This is a genomic window from Devosia sp. Soil_C_22, assembly GCF_057657195.1.
The window spans coordinates 498,872-515,932 of the sequence record NZ_JBDGIY010000002.1; the positions used below are offsets into that span (position 1 = coordinate 498,872).

The 17,061-nt window shown below is 66.6% G+C and carries 14 protein-coding genes and 1 riboswitch; of the genes, 7 read left to right on the forward strand and 7 right to left on the reverse strand.

The annotated features are described in order from the left end of the window. The first annotated feature begins 187 nt into the window (after nt 1–187). From AC3A6I_RS19530 to AC3A6I_RS19545, 4 genes are all read left to right on the forward strand, one after another. Complete coding sequence (locus tag AC3A6I_RS19530) at nt 188–964, forward strand: ATP-binding cassette domain-containing protein (RefSeq protein ID WP_487545538.1); 777 nt, start codon at nt 188–190, stop codon at nt 962–964. A 167-nt stretch (nt 965–1,131) separates the two neighbouring features. Further along, on the forward strand, nt 1,132–2,145 hold the full coding sequence (locus tag AC3A6I_RS19535) for an ABC transporter permease (protein WP_487545539.1): 1,014 nt from the start codon (nt 1,132–1,134) through the stop codon (nt 2,143–2,145). A 218-nt stretch (nt 2,146–2,363) separates the two neighbouring features. Further along, nucleotides 2,364–3,260, forward strand: a complete 897-nt coding sequence (locus AC3A6I_RS19540) for a sugar ABC transporter substrate-binding protein (RefSeq protein ID WP_487545540.1) — start codon at nt 2,364–2,366, stop codon at nt 3,258–3,260. Nucleotides 3,261–3,500: 240 nt separating this feature from the next. Continuing rightward, a complete protein-coding gene (locus AC3A6I_RS19545) occupies nt 3,501–4,613 on the forward strand; it encodes a Gfo/Idh/MocA family protein (protein ID WP_487545541.1) in 1,113 nt (370 codons plus the stop codon). Nucleotides 4,614–4,817: 204 nt separating this feature from the next. On the opposite strand, the gene AC3A6I_RS19550 is transcribed toward AC3A6I_RS19545, so the two are convergent. From AC3A6I_RS19550 to AC3A6I_RS19570, 5 genes are all read right to left on the reverse strand, one after another. Beyond that, nucleotides 4,818–5,798, reverse strand: coding sequence for a DMT family transporter (locus AC3A6I_RS19550; protein ID WP_487545542.1), 981 nt, complete (start codon nt 5,796–5,798; stop codon nt 4,818–4,820). 103 nt (nt 5,799–5,901) lie between these two features. Further along, nucleotides 5,902–6,050: riboswitch (FMN riboswitch) on the reverse strand. Nucleotides 6,051–6,321: 271 nt separating this feature from the next. Beyond that, nucleotides 6,322–7,131 carry an ABC transporter permease subunit gene (locus tag AC3A6I_RS19555; RefSeq protein WP_487545543.1) on the reverse strand — a complete coding sequence of 270 codons (810 nt, stop codon included), beginning with the start codon at nt 7,129–7,131 and terminating at the stop codon, nt 6,322–6,324. Further along, nucleotides 7,132–8,088 (reverse strand): ABC transporter permease subunit, encoded by a 957-nt coding sequence (locus AC3A6I_RS19560; protein WP_487545544.1) that lies wholly within the window; start codon nt 8,086–8,088, stop codon nt 7,132–7,134. It abuts the gene before it with no gap. 151 nt (nt 8,089–8,239) lie between these two features. Beyond that, nucleotides 8,240–9,388 carry an ABC transporter ATP-binding protein gene (locus tag AC3A6I_RS19565; RefSeq protein WP_487545545.1) on the reverse strand — a complete coding sequence of 383 codons (1,149 nt, stop codon included), beginning with the start codon at nt 9,386–9,388 and terminating at the stop codon, nt 8,240–8,242. 71 nt (nt 9,389–9,459) lie between these two features. Further along, nucleotides 9,460–10,542, reverse strand: a complete 1,083-nt coding sequence (locus tag AC3A6I_RS19570) for a polyamine ABC transporter substrate-binding protein (RefSeq protein WP_487545546.1) — start codon at nt 10,540–10,542, stop codon at nt 9,460–9,462. Between the two features lie 487 nt (nt 10,543–11,029). Here AC3A6I_RS19570 and AC3A6I_RS19575 point away from each other — a divergent pair, with 487 nt between their 5' ends. From AC3A6I_RS19575 to AC3A6I_RS19585, 3 genes are all read left to right on the forward strand, one after another. Continuing rightward, nucleotides 11,030–11,539 carry a hypothetical protein gene (locus AC3A6I_RS19575; RefSeq protein ID WP_487545547.1) on the forward strand — a complete coding sequence of 170 codons (510 nt, stop codon included), beginning with the start codon at nt 11,030–11,032 and terminating at the stop codon, nt 11,537–11,539. A gap of 206 nt (nt 11,540–11,745) precedes the next feature. Continuing rightward, nucleotides 11,746–12,669 (forward strand): pseudouridine-5'-phosphate glycosidase, encoded by a 924-nt coding sequence (locus tag AC3A6I_RS19580; RefSeq protein ID WP_487545548.1) that lies wholly within the window; start codon nt 11,746–11,748, stop codon nt 12,667–12,669. Further along, nucleotides 12,666–13,556 (forward strand): carbohydrate kinase family protein, encoded by an 891-nt coding sequence (locus tag AC3A6I_RS19585; protein ID WP_487545549.1) that lies wholly within the window; start codon nt 12,666–12,668, stop codon nt 13,554–13,556. The genes AC3A6I_RS19580 and AC3A6I_RS19585 overlap by 4 nt, the downstream gene beginning before the upstream one ends. A 263-nt stretch (nt 13,557–13,819) precedes the next feature. On the opposite strand, the gene AC3A6I_RS19590 is transcribed toward AC3A6I_RS19585, so the two are convergent. Further along, nucleotides 13,820–16,366, reverse strand: coding sequence for an ABC transporter permease (locus tag AC3A6I_RS19590; protein WP_487545550.1), 2,547 nt, complete (start codon nt 16,364–16,366; stop codon nt 13,820–13,822). Beyond that, the gene (locus AC3A6I_RS19595; protein ID WP_487545551.1) at nt 16,363–17,058 is read right to left on the reverse strand and encodes an ABC transporter ATP-binding protein; all 696 of its coding nucleotides are present in this window, start codon (nt 17,056–17,058) and stop codon (nt 16,363–16,365) included. The genes AC3A6I_RS19590 and AC3A6I_RS19595 overlap by 4 nt, the downstream gene beginning before the upstream one ends. Between the last annotated feature and the right edge of the window lie 3 nt (nt 17,059–17,061).

The window sequence follows — 17,061 nt, forward strand, 5'->3', positions numbered from 1 at the left end:
CGCTTAGGGGCGAAATGCGGCCCCACGCAAGCGCACAAGCCCTCCATGCACAGTTCCCGGCCTTCTCGACCCATTCAACGGGCGCTTGACGTCTTAACGTAGAATGGAATAAATATTCCATCAATACAGAATGCAGCACCAGACGTTCCATAAGAGGACGCTGGCGCCGTCGGGGAGGACGACGCGCATGGCAGCACCGCTGCTCGAGGCGAGGGGCATATCGAAATTCTTCGGCGCCATCACCGCGCTGCGCGACGTGAATTTTCACGTCGGGCCGGGCGAGGTGCTGGGCGTCGTCGGCGACAATGGCGCCGGCAAGTCGACGCTGATGAAGATCCTCTCCGGCCTGTTCGCGCCCAGCGAGGGCGAGCTGATCTTCAACGGCCAGCCGGTCAAGTTCGGCTCGCCCAAGGACGCGCAGAAGCTCGGCATCGAGATGGTCTACCAGGACTTCGCGCTCGCCGGGAACATGCCGATCTACGAGAACATCTATCTCGGCCGCGAGCCCGGCACCAGGTTCGGTCCGCTCACCGTCGTCGATCACAAGCGGGCGAGGAAGATGGCGTCCGACCATCTCGACCGGCTGCATATCCACGTCAAGTCGGTCGAGCAGAACACCGAGGACCTGTCGGGCGGGCAGCGCCAGGCCGTCGCCATCGCCCGCGCCACTGCCTTCGACGGCAAGCTGGTGATCATGGACGAGCCGACCGCGGCGCTCGCCATCAAGGAGGTCGGCAAGGTGCTCGATCTCGTCAAATCGCTGAAAGATCACGGCGTTGCGGTGATCATCATCTCGCACCGCATGGACGACATCTTCTACTGCTGCGACCGGGTGATGGCGCTCTACCAGGGCACCAATTTCGCCGAGGCCAACCTCGGCGCCACCACCCGCAACGAAGTCATCGGCTGGATCATGGGCACCAAGGGCCACACGTCCGGCCTCGCCCATGACAACATGCACTGAGGAGTGGAGGATGCAGCGTACCCCAACCCCTCACCCGTCCCGGCTGCGCCGGTCCACGCTCTCCCCGACGGGGAGAGGAACAGGCTGTGGCGCTGCCGGCGGGCACCGTTCTTCTCCCCGTCGGGGAGAAGGTGGCGCGCAGCGCCGGATGAGGGGAGCAAGCCCTGATGTCTGACGCCCCCGCCACCAAGTCCGGCTTTTCCATCCGCGGCCCGGGCATGTCGAAATTCCTCGAGGTCTACGGCATTGTCCTCGTCGTGATCGTAATGATGCTGGCGCTCGCGGCCATCAAGCCCGACGTCTTCCTGTCGCCGCAGAACCTCACCAACATCCTCAAGCAGAACGCCTCGCTGGCGCTCCTAGCGCTCGGCATGTACGTGGTCATCGTCACCGCGGGCATCGACCTCAGCGTCGGCTCGATCATGGCGCTCGCCATGGTGGCGCTGGCGATTGCCAGCAAAGCCGGCGTGCCCTGGCCGCTCGTGCTGCTGATCGGTCCCGCCATCGGGCTCGCGGTCGGCTGGGTGAACGGCGTCGGCCTCACGGTGCTGAAGCTGCCGCATCCCTTCATCATGACGCTGGGTACGCTGAACGTGGCGCGCGGGCTCACCTTCCTCATCTCGAACGGCGCGCCGATTTCCGGGCTGCAGCCGGAGGTGCGCTTCATCGGCCAGGCCTATTTCGGCTTCGGCCTGCCGCCGCCGGCCGGCATTCCGGCGAGCCTGATCCTCGTCGCCATCTGCGCCATCGGGCTGTGGTTCTTCCTCGAGAAGACCAATATGGGCCGGCACATCTTCGCCATCGGCGGCAATCCGCACGCCGCCCGCGTCTCGGGCATCAATGTCGATCTGACGCTGGTCGTCGTATACATGATCTCGGGCTTCATGGCTGGGCTCTCTGGCCTGCTGCTCGCCGGCCGCACCGATAGCGGCTTTCCGAATGCCGGCATCGGTATCGAGCTCGACGCCATCGCGGCAGTGATCATTGGCGGCGCCAGTTTCTTCGGCGGGCGCGGCACGGTGCTGGGCGTGCTGGCGGGCGTGCTGATCATGGGCATCCTGCGCAACGGGCTCAACATCAACAATGTGAGCGCCTTCTGGCAGCAGATCCTGATCGGCCTCGTCATCATCATCGCCGTCTATATCGACGTGCTCAGGAGGAGAGCGGCGGTCAGGCGATAGACGAATCTACGGGCGGCGGGCCCCTCACCCGTCTCGTCCCCGGCCTTCGCCGGGGCCGATCCACCCTCTCCCCGACGGGGAGAGGAATGGTGCCCTCCGGCAGCGCGGTTTTCTTCTCCCCGTCGGGGAGAAGGTGGCGCGTAGCGCCGGATGAGGGGAGGAGGTCGCGACACCAAGGGGGTCGCGCAGGTGTTTAGGTTCAAAGGGAGGAACCACCCATGAAGAAACTGCTTCTCGCCGGCGTCGCGCTCAGCGTTCTTGCCGGGCCTGCCAATGCCGCTTACGTGCTGGCCATGAAGGGCCCGGGTGCCGGCAATCCGTTCTGGGCCGCCGTCGAGGCTGGCGCCAAGGCCAAGGCTACCGAACTGGGCGTCGAACTGACCGTCGTCGCGCCGCCGGCCGAGTCGGACGTGCAGGCCCAGATCACCCAGATCGAGGACCTGATCGCGCAGGGCATCGATGGCCTCGCCATCGCCCCGACCGACCCGAACGCGCTCGCCCCCGTCGTCGATGCGGCCAAGGCGGCCGGCGTGCCGGTGGTGTTCGTCGATACCCGCGGCATCAATGAAGGTGTCACCTTCATCGGCACCAACAACGAAGTGGGCGCCGCGCTTGCCGCCAAGTATCTGTGCGACAATCTCGAAGCCGGCTCGGAAGTCGCGATCCTGCAGGGCCTGATCTCGCAGTCGACCGGCCAGGCGCGTGCCGATGGCTCCAAGAAGGGCCTCACCGATTGCGGCCTCAAGGTCGTGGCCGAGCAGACCGCCGAATGGGACCGCGCCAAGGGTCTCTCCGTGACCGAGAACATCCTCGCCGGCAACCCGAACCTCAAGGGCATCTTCGGCTCGAACGACAACATGGCGCTCGGTGCATCCGAGGCGGTGAAGGCCGCTGCGCGCACCGACATCACCATTGTCGGCTTCGATGCCAACCCCGATGCGGCGGCGGCGATCCTCGCCGGCGACATGGCGGCGACCATCGCGCAGGCCCCCGGCAACATGGGCGGCTTCGGCATCCAGGCGCTGGTCGACCTCAAGGCCGGCAAGACGCTGGATGCCTGGATCGACACCGGCACCGTGCTCGTCACCAAGGACAACGCGGCCGAGTACCAGTAAGCTCCTCCTCCGGAGCCTGCCGCCCGGCGCCTCAAGCGAGGCTCCGGGCGGATTTTTCTTCACGGCAGACAATCGAGCGGGAAGATACCCCCACCCCTGTCCCCTCCCCGCAAGGGGGAGGGAGACGCCCAAGCAAGCACCGGCGCTCGTGGAACGAAGACGTGTGAGCGCAGGTCACCTCCCCCCTTGCGGGGGAGGGACAGGGTGGGGGGTGTCTCTCAGCCCCAATGTGAGAAACGAATGACCTCCATCGGTGTCGGCCTCATCGGCACGGGCTACATGGGCAAGTGCCATGCGCTGGCCTGGAATGCGGTCAAACTCGTGTTCGGGGATGGCCCGAAGCCACGGCTCGTGCACCTCGCCGAGGTGTCACCCGAACTGGCGCATCGCCGCGCCGACGAGTTCGGGTTCGATAAATCCACCTCCGACTGGCGCGCGCTCATCGCCGATCCTGAGGTCGAGGTGGTCTCCGTCACCACCCCCAATGCCTTCCACGCCGAGATGGCGATCGCTGCGCTCGAGGCCGGCAAGCATGTCTGGTGCGAAAAGCCGATGGCGGTGGCATTGGCTGATGCGGAGCGCATGGCCGCGGCGGCGCGCGTCTCCGGCAAGGTGACCGCGCTCGGCTACAACTACATCCAGAATCCGGTGATCCGGCACATCAAGCGGCTGCTCGACGAAGGCGCCATCGGTACCGTGAACCACGTCCGCTTCGAGATGGACGAGGACTTCATGGCCGATCCCGAGGCGCTGTTCTACTGGAAGAGCGAGGCCTCGTCCGGCTACGGCGCGCTCGATGATTTCGGCGTCCACCCACTCAGCCTGATGCAGTTCCTGTTCGGCGGCGTCACCCGGGTGATGGCGCAGCTCTCCATGCCCTATCCGGACCGGCCGAGCCGCGATGGCGGCCGCCGCGCCGTCGAAACCTGGGACATCGCCTCGGTGCTGCTGGAACTGCGTAACGGCGCGGCCGGCGTCATGGCCCTCGATCGCTCGGCCTGGGGCCGCAAGGGCCGCATCGCCGTGCAGATCTTCGGCTCGAAAGGCACCATCGCCTACGACCAGGAGCGGATGAACGAGTTCCAGCTCTACACGGTCAGCGACCGCGCCACCGAGCAGGGTTTTCGCACCGTGCTCACCGCCCCGATCCATGCGCCCTACGACCGCTTCATCCCGGCGCCGGGGCACGGTCTCGGCTTCAACGAGCTGAAGATCATCGAGTGCCACGAGCTGCTGCGCGCCATCGGCGGCGAGGCGGGGCAGATCGTCGATTTCGACAAGGGGCTCGAGATCGAGCGGACGGTGCATGCCATGGCGCAAAGCCATCGCGAGGGGCGCTGGGTCGAGGTTTAGGTCGCGGAAAGGCCCCCTCACCCGGATCGCACGCGATCCGACCTCTCCCCCAGAGGGAGAGGTGATGTGGTGGCGAGGTCGTGCTCTTTCTTGACCTCTCCCTTGGGGGAGGGGTCGACGCGAAGCGGCGGGTGAGGGGGCCTTCTCTCAGGTCCCGGGGCCGCAGTCACGGCGACCCCGGGGAGCCTGAGTCGTGCAGCGAGCTCAGGCTGTGGCGAGGGTGCCGCGCCGGCCGCGGGATTCCACCCAGTAGATGAAGGCCGAGGCCGCGACGATCAGCGCCGCACCCCACCAGAACAGGTCGCCTGGCACCTGGCCGAGCACGATCCAGGCGACGAGGCCGCTCAGCGGCACCTTGGTGTCGCCGAAGGGCTGCAGGTAGGTCGCGTCGGCCACCTTGTAGGCATGGGCCATCAGATACTGCGCCACGGCCGTCAGCGCGCCGAGCAAGGCGAGCAGCCAGAGCGCGTTGCCGCCGGGGAGCGCAAACACGTTGTCGGCGAGGCCGACCGGCAGGAGCCCGGGGGTGAAGATGCCGAGGCCCCAGACGGCGAGCAGGATCAGCAGGTGGTTCGGCGTCACGAGGACGAGCAGCGACACGGTCAGCGTCTCGGGGCTCTCGCCCTTGAGCGCCAGGTACTTGGTCAGCACGTCGGTGGTGGCCCAGAGGCCGGCGGCGGCGATCGGTACGAGCGTGGTCCAGCCGAGGCTTTCGGTCCCGACGCCGGAAACGATGATGGCGCCGATGAAGCCGACGATGCCGGCGGCGATGCGGGCGGCGGAGGCGCGCTCGCCGAGGAACAGGGTCGAGCCGAGGATGATGAACAGCGGGCCGGTGGCGAGCAGGGTCACCATCTGCCAGATCGGCACGCCGGAGGCGAAGCCGTAGACGAACACATGCACGCCGAGCGCCGAAACGAAGGCGCGGATTTCATGGGCCAACGGATGGCTGGTGCGCAGGTTGTGGACGCCGATGCGCAGGATCAGCGGCAGGCTGAGCACGGCGGCGATCACATATTGCCAGAAGGCCATGCCGGTCGAGCTCATGCCGTAGCCGCCATATTCCACGGGCGTCGGCAGCAGCGATTGCAGCAGGTTGGAGCCGGCAAAGGCAAGCGCGCCCACCAGCATGAAGGCGGCGCCGACGGTGGCGGCGGTGTTGGTAGACGAGGAAACCTGGTTCATGGGTCGATCCTTTCCGTAACCAGTTCCCTCAGGGAGTTACGGGGATCGGCGATTGATCGGCTGCCCGACCGATAGGTGCGGGCGCGCAGAGACCAGCGCTAAGTCCCGTTCTCTTTCATCCGGACTATACCGTCGGCCCCGGAATTACACCGGATCTGCTGACCCCTCGGGATGACCCGAAGGCGCTCGCGGGCTTTGGGATTTCTCCCATCTACCGCCGGTGGGGAATTGCACCCCGCCCTGAGAACAACGCCATCGTGAGATGACGATGGAGATTTAGGCCGGAGCGTTGCCGCTGGCAAGGGCGGATGTGAGAACGAACTGTCGTCCAGCGGGCGAACAGTGGATGGGATTTGCGCGGAGCTGTTCGTTGGATCGCCGACAGAGACGGCCCCCTCCCGGCCTCCCCCATAAAGGGGGAGGTCAAGAGTCGCGTCTCTGTCCTCGATCGTGCCCAGCCCACCAACAGAGCACCTCCCCCTTTATGGGGGAGGCTGGGAGGGGGTCGTCTGCCGGCGCCAGGCTACGACGCCTTGCGCGCCCGGCTGCCCGACAGTCCGATCAGCGTCGCGATCACCACGCCGAGCGCCACCACACCGATGATGATGGTGGCGAGCGCATTCACGTCCGGCGACACGCCCAGGCGGATCTTGGAGAAGATCACCATGGGCAGCGTCGACGAGCCGGGGCCGGAGACGAAGCTCGCGATCACGAGGTCGTCGAGCGACAGGGTGAAGGCGAGCAGCCAGCCCGAGACCAGCGCCGGGGCGATGATGGGCAGCGTGATGTCGAAGAACACCCGCGCCGGGGTGGCGCCGAGGTCCATCGCGGCTTCCTCGAGAGACAGGTCGAGATCGGAGAGGCGCGACTGCACCACGACCGTGACATAGGCCATGCAGAAGGTCGTATGCGCGATGATGATGGTGAGGATGCCGCGGCCGGCGGGCCAGCCGAGCGTGCCTTCCATGGCGACGAACAGCAGCAGCAGCGCAAGGCCGGTGATCACGTCGGGCATCACCAGCGGCGCCGAGACCGTGCCGGCGAGCACGGTGCGGCCGCGGAAGCGTTTGAACCGCACCAGGGCTATGGCGCAGAGCGTGCCGAGGACGAGCGCCAGCGAGGCGGCGCAGAAAGCGATCTGCAGGCTCAGCCAGGCGGCGCCCAGCATCTGCTGATCGGCGAACAGCTCGGCGTACCACTTGGTGGAAAAGCCGGTCCACACCGTCACCAGCCGGTTCTCGTTGAACGAGAACACCACCAGCGAAATGATCGGCAGGTAGAGAAAGGCAAAGCCCAGCGTTGCCGCGATGGGAAGGAACCAGCCGCGTCGCATCTATCGACCCTTCTCGACCACGGCATCCTGCGCCTTCTGCAGCAGCAGGATGGGAATGACGACCACCACCAGCATGGCCACGGCGACGGCGGCGGCACGCGGCCAGTTGGTGGCGGCGAAGAACTCGTCCCACAGCACGCGGCCGATCATCAGCGTCTCCGGTCCGCCGAGCAGCGAGGGAATGACGAACTCGCCGATCGCCGGAATGAACACCAGCATCGAGCCCGCGACGATGCCGGGCAGCGACAGCGGCAGCGTCACCGACAGGAAGGTCTGCCACGGGCGCGAGCCGAGATCGGCCGAGGCCTCGAGCAGCGAGATGTCGAGCTTCACGAGGTTGGTGTAGAGCGGCAGGATCATAAAGGGCAGGTAGGTGTAGACGATGCCGACATAGACGGCGAAATCGGTCTGCATCATCACCAGCGGCTCGATGCCGAACACGCCGAGGAACTGGTTGATCACGCCATTGCCGCGCATGAAGCCACTGAGCGCATAGACGCGCAGCAGGAACGAGGTCCAGAACGGCAGGATCACCAGCATCAGCAGGATGTTGCGCCACTTCTCGGGCGCCCGCGCGATGGCATAGGCCATCGGGTAGCCGATAAAGAGCGTGATGATCGTTGCAACCAGCGCGATGCGGATCGAGCTCAGGTACGCCGCGACATAAAGCGGATCGGTGAAGAGCTTTACGTAGTTGGACAGGTGCAGGGTCAGCTGCACCGTGCCGCCTTCGGTCGAGAGCAGCTGCGAATATGGCGGGCGGCCGAACTGCTTGGTGGCGAGCGAGATGCCGAACACCACCGCCAGCGGGATCAGGAAGAACACGGTGAGCCAGATCGCCGGCGCCGCGATCACCAGCGTGCGGCCGGAAATCCCGACATCGCGCAGGCGGCGCTCGAGCCCGCTCCACGGCCTGAGGCGGCGCGGCGGCGGCAGCTGGCTGCCCATCGTGCTCATGGGAGGAGGCCCTTCCCGCGAGGGCGCAACCCGCACCGGGTCATCCCCGCGAAAGCGGGGATCTCCGTTTGGCCGCACGCTCCCAAAACAGAGGTTCCCGCTTTCGCGGGAATGACTCCGTGGGTGTGGCGAAACTCGAACACCATCGTGCTCATACCGTCAGCACCGATCCGGCATTGTCGCCCCAGGTGATGTAGACCGTCTCTTCCCACGTGATGGCGTCGGGGTTGCCGCGCACCGAGTTGGTCTGGCTGACCCGGATGCGCTTCCCGCTGTCGAGCACCACCTGGTAGAGGCTCATGTCGCCGAGATAGGCGATATCCTCGACCACGCCCTTGGTGACATTGGCGCCGAAGGTCTCCTCCGGCTGCTCGCGGCTCAGGTGCATCTTTTCGGGGCGGATGGCCCACCACAGGATCTGGTCCGGCGCGCAATCAACGCCGTGACCGACATAGATGTCGCAGCCGAGCTCGGCCGAGCGGATGCGGACATGGTCCGGCTCATCCTCGGTGACGACGCCCTCGACCATGTTGGCCGAGCCGATGAAATTGGCGACGAAGCGCGAGTTCGGGTACTCGTAGATATCGGTGGGCTCGCCGATCATGGCGATCTCGCCCTGGTTCATCACCCCGATGCGGGTGGCGAGGGTCATCGCCTCTTCCTGGTCGTGGGTGACCACGATGAAGGTGACGCCGAGGCTTTCCTGGATCTTCACCAGCTCGAACTGGGTTTCCTCGCGCAGCTTCTTGTCGAGCGCCCCGAGCGGCTCGTCGAGAAGCAGGAGTTTTGGCCGCTTGGCGAGCGAGCGGGCGAGCGCCACGCGCTGGCGCTGGCCGCCGGAGAGCTGGTTGGGCTTGCGCTTGCCGTAGTCCTGCAGCTTCACCAGCGCCAGCAGCTCGGCGACGCGGTCCTTGATCTCGCCGGCCGGCATGTTGTCGCGCTTCAGGCCATAGGCGATGTTCTGCTCCACGTTCATGTGCGGGAACAACGCGTAGGACTGGAACATCATGTTGACCGGCCGCTGGTAGGGCGGCACGTCGGTCATGTCCTGGCCGTCGATCTCGATCAGGCCGGAGGTGGGCCGCTCGAAGCCGGCGAGCATGCGCAGCAGCGTCGACTTGCCCGAGCCCGAGCCGCCGAGCAGGCAGAACAGCTCGGACTTGTAGATATCGAGCGACACGTCGTGCACCGCCGAGACGTCGCCGAACTTCTTGGTGACGTTGCGGATGCGGACGAACGGCTTGGCGGATGGGTCACGCCAGGGACGCGTTTCGAAAGCGAGTTGCGGCTTCTTGGCCATTTGCAGTCCGGCGACGCCCCCTGAACCGATAGATCGAAGGGGCGGCCTGGAGCCGCCCCTTCCCGAGTTGATTACTGCCCGGTTTTGATGCGGGTCCAGGTACGGGTCAAGACCTCTTCGAACTCCGGCGAGTGCGCCTTCATCACGAAGGCCTTGGCGACGGTTTCGGCCGGCGGATAGATGCCCGGATTGGACTTCACTTCCTCATCGACGAACTCGAGCGAGGGCAGGTTCGGGTTGGCGTAGAACACGTAGTTGGTGATCGCGGCCACGACCTCGGGCTCGAGGATGTAGTTGATGAACTTGTGGGCGTTGTCCGGATGCGGGGCATCGACCGGGATGGCGAGGAAGTCGAACAGGGTCGCCGCGCCTTCCTTGGGGATGACGTAGTTGACCTCGACGCCCTCGGCGGCATTGTCCGAGGCGATGAAGATATCGCCCGAGTAGCCGAGCGCCACGCAGATCTCGCCGTTGCCGAGATCGTCGATATACTGGCTCGAGTGGAAGTAGCGGATATACGGCTTGATCGAGTTGAGCAGGGCTTCGGCCTTGGCCAGGTCTTCCTCGCTCTCCGAGTTCGGGTCGAGCCCGAGATAGTGGAGAGCGATGCCGGTCACTTCCGACGGGCTGTCGAGCAGGCTGATGCCGCACGAGGCAAGCTTTTCGGCATATTCGGGCTTGAAGATCAGGTCCCAGCTGTCGACCGGCGCGTCGGCACCGAGCGCCTCGGTCACCTTGGCGGTGTTGTAGCCATAGCCGATGGTGTTGATCATGTAGGGCACGCCATGCCCATTGTCCGGATCCTGGCCGGCAGCCGTCGCCATCACGGCCGGGTCGAGGTTGCCCAGGTTGGTGAGCTTGGACTTGTCGAGCGGCAGGATCAGGCCAGCCTTGATCTGGCGCTCGAGGAAGTTGCCCGAGGGGACCACGATGTCATAGCCGGACGAACCGGCGAGCAGCTTGGCGTCGACGATCTCGTTATTGTCGTAGACGTCGTAGTTCACCTTGATGCCGGTCTCGGCCTCGAAATTGGCAATGGTGTCCTCGGCGATATAGTCCGACCAGTTGTAGACATTCAGCACTGGCTCTTCCTGCGCCAGAGCCGGGGCTGCGGCGAGCAGCGCGGCGAGCGCGATCATGGTCCGGGTCATCATAGAGTCGTCTCCTTGTTCGTGTGCCGCTCGGGGAGGGCGGCGCATGGCGGATGCGTCCGGCGGTTCAGGCGCCGGTTGGCATTTGCCTGGCCCCAACCAGGCAAAATGGCTTGTGCCCGGCAAGCGGGGCCGGGCGAAGATTTTACGAATTTCAATGGATACGCGGGAGGGAAGGCCAAGCAGCGCGGGCGTCGCGCCGGGTACACAGGGGGTCGCAATGTGCCCGGGTCCGGGCGGCCATCGATCCGGCGGAGGTTCCGGATCAACAATATGCGTGCGCAGTGAAGTAAACCCCTCGCCTGGCGTTGGCTCCAGCGGGGGGCAAGCTAGTGGCAAACGCACAGGCGGGCAAGGGGTTTGCCGGGTACGGGGAGCCCGTGAAACCCACCCATTCGCAGGGCGCAAAGGAGGTGTTGCCGGGATGCGACTTGCGGCCCCGCGCGAGGCGGGCGCATAGTACCCGGGCTGAAGCAGGCGGGGGTTGGCCATGGGTCGATCGCGGGCGCTGATGCTGGCAGTTACATTGTTCCTTCCGCCTGCCGGCGAAGCCGCCGCGCAGGCATTCGGAACGCCGGCATATTGGGACGGCTTCTATTTCGGCATCATGGGCGGCGCGGGGGCGGACCTCGGCGGCGGCGGGGAAGGCGCAAGGTTCGGCGTGCTCGCCGGTACCGGGGCAACCCATAACGAGGCGTTCTACTTCGGCGCCGAAGCCATGCTGGCGGCGCAGAGCGTGGCCGGCGGCGATCCTTATCTATGGCTGCAGGCCGATGGCCGGCTGGGCGCGCAGGTCACCGACGCCATGCTGCTGTTCACCGCGGCCGGTGTCGGCCTCGATGCCGAGGCGCAGGAACTGGCACTCACCGGCGCGGCCGGGGCCGAGATCACACTGGGCGACAACATCGCGCTCAGGGCCCAGTACGGGCTGCAGTACTACCCGAGCGGGCTCGGCACGTTCCACGAGGGCCTCGCTGGCGTGGTGTTCCGGTTCGAGTAGGTTCGGCGCTCACCCCACACACGGTGTCATTCCCGCCCCACCCACGGAGTCATTCCCGCGAAAGCGGGAATCCCTGTTTTGCGGCCGAAACGGAGATCCCCGCTTTCGCGGGGATGACCCGGTGGTCGTGTCGAGGCAGAGGCCCACCAGTTGCGCAGCCGCCCGATTTCGGTTCAAACGAAGCCCAGACGAATTAGGGGCAGACCTTGAGCCTGAAGAAGCACATTTCGATTTCGCCGGCGGTGAAGAAGGCGCTCAGCGCCGGGCAGCCGGTGGTGGCGCTCGAATCGACCATCATCACCCATGGCATGCCCTATCCGCAGAACCTCACGATGGCGCAGAACGTCGAGAAGGTGATCGCCGACAATGGCGCGGTGCCGGCGACGATCGCCATCATGGACGGCAAGTTCAAGGTCGGCGTTTCGGGCGACGATCTCGAGCGGCTGGCGCAGGTCGGCGGCAAGGCCGCCAAGGCTTCGCGCCGTGACGTCGCTGCGCTGCTGGCCTCCCAGCAGATTGCCGGCACGACCGTTGCCACCACGATGATGGCGGCCGAAGCGGCGGGCATCCGGGTGTTTGCCACCGGCGGTATTGGCGGCGTGCATCGCGGCGCTGAAACCACGTTCGATATCTCGGCCGATCTCGACGAGCTCGGGCGCACGCAGGTCGCGGTGGTGTGCGCCGGGGCGAAGTCCATTCTCGATATCCCCAAGACCCTCGAAGTGCTGGAGAGCAAGGGTGTCCCGGTGCTCGGATTCGGCACCGACGATTTCCCCGGCTTCTGGACGCGCCAGTCGGGCGGCAAGGTCGACCACCGGGTCGAAACCGGCAAGGATGCGGCCAAGGTGATCGCGCTGCAGTTCGCGCTCGGGTTGGGCGGCGTGCTCGTCGCCAATCCGATCCCCGAGAGCCATGCGCTGCCCACCGAGATGATCTCGGCGCGCATCGAGGAAGCGATCAGGGATGCCGATGCGCAGGGGATCGGCCGCAAGGACCTGACGCCGTTCCTGTTGAAGCGCATCTTCGAGCTCACCGAGGGCAAGAGCCTGACGGCCAATATCGCGCTGGTCGAGAACAACGCGCGCGTCGCCGCCGAGATCGCGGTGGCGCTGAGCAAGCTCGACACGTGAGCGCAGGGGGGCGGGTCATCGTCATTGGCGACGTGATGACCGACGTCATCGTCATCCCCGAAGGGCCGCTGGTGCGCGGCTCGGACCGGCGCGCCGCGATCACGCAGCGGCCGGGTGGCTCGGGCGCCAACCAGGCGGTGTGGCTGGGCGCCATGGGCACGCCGGTGAGCTTCGTGGCGCGGGTCGGGGCGACCGACAAGCCGCATCTCGAGGCGCACCTGCGCGGCTTCCATGTCGATCCGGTGCTGATTGCCGACCCGACCAGACCATCGGGCATCCTCGTCACCATCATCGACCCCGATGGCGAGCGGAGCTTCCTGACCGATCGCGGCGCCAATCTCGACCTCAGCCATTCCGACATGCCGGTCTGGCTGCTCGACGAGGCCGGCTACGTCGTCGTTTCCGGGTACTCGCTGTTCGCCGAACAGCCGCGCCACGCGGTGCGCTGGATGGCCGGCGAGGCCAGCGCGCGCAACATCCCGGTGGCGGTGGACGCGGCGTCGGTCGGCTTCGTGAAGGAGGTCGGGCCGGACAAGTTCCTCGAATGGACGCGGGGCTTCTCGACACTGTTCGCCAATGCCGACGAGGCGGTGGCGCTATCGGGCGAGACCGAGCTCGACGCGCAGATGCGTAAGCTCGGGCCGAATTACGGCCGCGTGGTCATCAAGCTGGGCGCCGATGGCGCGGCGGCGGGCGACGCGTCCGGCGTGAAGCTGCGGCTGCGTGCGCCCGTGGTGGAGGTCGTCGACACGACCGGCGCCGGCGATGCGTTCGCGGCCGCATTCATCTCGGCCGATGTCATGGGCAATGGCATCGAGACCTGCCTCAGGCGCGGCATCGCGGCTGGCTCGGCGGCAGTGACCAAGATCGGCGGGCAGCCGGACTAGCAGGGCCATGGGAGGAGCAATCGTGCCGGCCCACCGGTTCCGGTGGCCGCACCACTCCCTCAGTCGTCATCCGCGGGCTTGACCCGTGGACCCATAGGCGGCCCGAAGCTATATATGGGTGCCCGGGTCAAGCCCGGGCATGACGGCGGTTGTGGTCATCCCCTATGCCTCCCACCCACCGGGTCACCCCGGAGCAGGCCGGGGCCCATCCTGAGATAGATGCGGCTCTTGCGCCCAGGCTGTCGGATGCATCGTTCGCCCTGCTATTCTTCGCGCAGGAACCGCGCCGGCCGGGTCGACAGCGCCGACCAGGTCGTCGCCATGCCGACGATGATGGCAAGCGCCACCGTGGCGGCGATCACTACGGCGATGATCGTCGGATCGGCCCAGAAGTCGATCTCGAGTACGAACTCGACAAAGCCCCAGGTGCCGACGAGACCGAGTATGGTCGCCAGCACCGCTGCCAGCAGGCCGAGCACGCCATATTCGATGAGGTAGGAGCGGATGATGTCGCCGCGCGTCGCGCCGAGCACTTTCATCACCACCGCATCGGACTCGCGCTGCCGGCGGCCCGCCGCCATGGCGCCGGCGAGGACCAGTACGCCCGAGGCGACCGCCAGGCCGCCGATCACTTCGACGGCGGTGGTGACATTGCCGAGGATGGCAGCAAACGTGTCGAGCGCCTCACCGATCGGCAGGAAGAGCAGGTCGGGGAATTCGGCCACCAGCTGCTGCTGCAGGTCGCGCTCGGAGCCAGGCGTCGCCTTGAGCAGCCCGAGATAGGTGACGGGGTAATCTGCCAGCGCGTTGGGCGAAAGCACGAAGCCGAAGTTCACGCTGCCCGAGCGCCAGGCATAGTCGCGGAAGCTGGAGATTTTCACGTCGACCGGCTCGCCGAAAATGCGGAAGGTCAGCACGTCGCCGAGCTTCAGCCCGAGCGGTTCCTTGAGGCGCTGGAACACGGACACCTCGGGTGCGCTGATCATGTTGGGCGGCCACCAGGCGCCTTCGGTGATGGTCGATTCCGGCGGCAGCAGTTCCGACGTGGTCAGCGGAATCTCGCCTTCGAGCACGAAGCCGAACTCCGGCGGCGGCGTGCGATGCAGCTCGGCGACGGGTGTACCGTTGATCGCCTCGATGGCGCCGGTGACGAGCGGCAAGGCAGTGAAATCGGCGACCTTGCCGTTGCTGGCATCGGCAAAATCCTGGATCGACTGCGCCTCGTCCTCGAACAGGTCCATGAACACGAAGCTGGGCGCATTGGGGATCGACTCGCGGTCGAGCTGGTGACGCAGGCTGCCATCGACCAGTGCGATGAGCAGCAGCAGCGCGAGCCCCAGCCCGAGCGACAGGATCACCACCGGCGCCGGCGCTCCCGGCCGGTGGATCGACTTCACGGCATTGCGCAAGGCCGCATCGGGCAGTGGCGGCAGGCGACGCAGCCCGGCCTGCAGCAGCCAGGCGGCGGCGCGCAGCACGAGGAAGGCGGCGATGACGCCCAGCGCATACCACAGCACCAGCAGCGGCCGGTTGGTGGTGACGGCGGCGAGCGCGTAGATCAGCGCGGTGGCGACGAGCAGCGGCAGCCACAGCCCCGGCTGGATCAGGTCGCGCCAGCCGAGCCCGCCTTCGACCGCGGAGCCGGCCGAGCGGAACAGCAGCGCCGGCCGCAGCTTTTCAGCTCGTACCAGCGGCAGGTAGCCGAAGGCAAAACCGGTCAGGAGGCCGAAGCCGGCGGCAGTGAGCAGTGTCTTGGCATCGATCACCGGCGGCAGTCCGAGACCGAGCAGGCTGCCGAGAATGGGCAGCAGGATCGCGGTCAGCACCGTGCCGAGCAGCAGGCCGAGCAGGATGCCGACGGCCGTTAGGATCAGCACCTGGGTGAGAAAGTGCATCAGCACGCGCGGGCCGGTGGCGCCGAGCGCCTTCATGGTCGCGATGGAGCGCTGCCGCTCGGTGACATAAGCGGCGATGGCGTTCGACACACCGACCCCGCCGACCAGCAGCGAGGAGAGGCCGACAATGGTCAAAAAGCGCGAGAAGATATCGAAGAAGCGGCTCAGATCCTCGGTCGCCTCCTCGGGCGAGGCGATCTTCCAGCCGGCCTGCGGGAACTGGGTGCGGATGGCGCGGGCCGCCGTGTCGAAGCTCTCGCCCGGGTTCAGCAGCAGCTTGTAGCGCCAGGTGCCGATCACGCCCGGCTCGATGATGCCGGTGGCGTTGAGCGCATCGACCGACATGAACGCCGGCAGCCCGAGCTGCAGCCCGGCCGTCACCTGATCGGGCACCGTGCCGATGATACCGGTCAGCGTGAACTGTGCCTGCCCGATGGTCACCGGATCGCCGACCTTCAGTCCGAGCCGGTCGAACAGCAGCGCATCGGCGACCAGCCCGTATCGGCCGTCGCGCTCGGCCAGCAGATCGGCGAGCGGCCGGTCGCTGCCTTCGACGGTGACCGTGCCGACCAGCGGATAATTCGCGTCAACGGCGCGGATGGCGAGAAAGCTGTTGCCGCCCTCGGCATCGGCGCGGCCCTGCATCTCGACCACCTCGCCGAGCTTGCCGAGCCCCGCAAAGAAGGTGCGCTCCTCGGGCGTTGCGGCGCGATAGGTGAGGCTCGCCTCGAGATCGCCGCCGAGCAATGTGCGGGCATCGCGAAGCAGTGCCGATTGCAGCGCCGCGCCGACCGAGCCGACCAGCGTGATGGTGCCGACGCCGAGCGCGAGGCAGGCGAGGAGGATGGTGAAGCGCCTGAGGTCGCCGCGCAGGTCGCGCAGCGCGACGCGCAGCCAGCCCTGCAGCCAGCTCATGCCGGCACCAGTTCGCTGAGATGGCCCTCGTTCATGCGCAGCTGCCGGCCGGCGCGCGCCGCGAGCGAGGGATCGTGGGTGATCATCAGCACCGCGGTGCCGCGATCGCGGGCGAGCCCGAACATCAGGTCGATCACCTGCGCCCCGGTCTCCTGGTCGAGATTGCCGGTCGGCTCGTCGGCCAACAGCAGACGCGGCTCGCCGACCATGGCGCGGGCAAGCCCGACGCGCTGCTGCTCACCACCGCTCAGCGCGCTGGGCAGATGGCCGGTGCGATTGGCCAGCCCGACATCGGCCAGTGCCTTGGCGGCGCGGTCGCGGATTTTCGCCCACGGCATGCCGGGATCGGCGATCTCGAGCGTCAGCGCGACATTCTCGAGCGCGGTCAGCGACGGGATGAGGTGGAAATTCTGGAACAGGATGCCGAGGCTCTGACGCCGGAACACGGCGAGCTGGTCCTCGTTGAGGCGCGAAATCTCGGTGCCGGCGACCCGCACCGATCCTGCCGTCGCCTGCTCGAGCCCGGAGAGTACCATCAGCAGCGAGGTCTTGCCGCTGCCGGAGGGGCCGACGACCGCCACCACCTCGCCGCCCGACAGGGCGAGGTCCACATCCTTCAGAATATGCAGCGGTGTGCCACCGCTCTTGAGGTGCAGGTTGACGCCCTTGGCGTCGATCACGGGAGCGGTCATGAA

Bases quoted from the DNA above. Each gene is read 5' to 3' on its own strand.
- AC3A6I_RS19540 (WP_487545540.1), top strand. From the start codon at position 2,364: ATGAAGAAACTGCTTCTCGCCGGCGTCGCGCTCAGCGTTCTTGCCGGG.
- AC3A6I_RS19555 (WP_487545543.1), bottom strand. From the start codon at position 7,131: ATGCGACGCGGCTGGTTCCTTCCCATCGCGGCAACGCTGGGCTTTGCC.
- AC3A6I_RS19575 (WP_487545547.1), top strand. From the start codon at position 11,030: ATGGGTCGATCGCGGGCGCTGATGCTGGCAGTTACATTGTTCCTTCCG.
- AC3A6I_RS19560 (WP_487545544.1), bottom strand. From the start codon at position 8,088: ATGAGCACGATGGGCAGCCAGCTGCCGCCGCCGCGCCGCCTCAGGCCG.
- AC3A6I_RS19570 (WP_487545546.1), bottom strand. From the start codon at position 10,542: ATGATGACCCGGACCATGATCGCGCTCGCCGCGCTGCTCGCCGCAGCC.
- AC3A6I_RS19565 (WP_487545545.1), bottom strand. From the start codon at position 9,388: ATGGCCAAGAAGCCGCAACTCGCTTTCGAAACGCGTCCCTGGCGTGAC.
- AC3A6I_RS19530 (WP_487545538.1), top strand. From the start codon at position 188: ATGGCAGCACCGCTGCTCGAGGCGAGGGGCATATCGAAATTCTTCGGC.
- AC3A6I_RS19535 (WP_487545539.1), top strand. From the start codon at position 1,132: ATGTCTGACGCCCCCGCCACCAAGTCCGGCTTTTCCATCCGCGGCCCG.
- AC3A6I_RS19550 (WP_487545542.1), bottom strand. From the start codon at position 5,798: ATGAACCAGGTTTCCTCGTCTACCAACACCGCCGCCACCGTCGGCGCC.
- AC3A6I_RS19590 (WP_487545550.1), bottom strand. From the start codon at position 16,366: ATGAGCTGGCTGCAGGGCTGGCTGCGCGTCGCGCTGCGCGACCTGCGC.
- AC3A6I_RS19595 (WP_487545551.1), bottom strand. From the start codon at position 17,058: ATGACCGCTCCCGTGATCGACGCCAAGGGCGTCAACCTGCACCTCAAG.
- AC3A6I_RS19545 (WP_487545541.1), top strand. From the start codon at position 3,501: ATGACCTCCATCGGTGTCGGCCTCATCGGCACGGGCTACATGGGCAAG.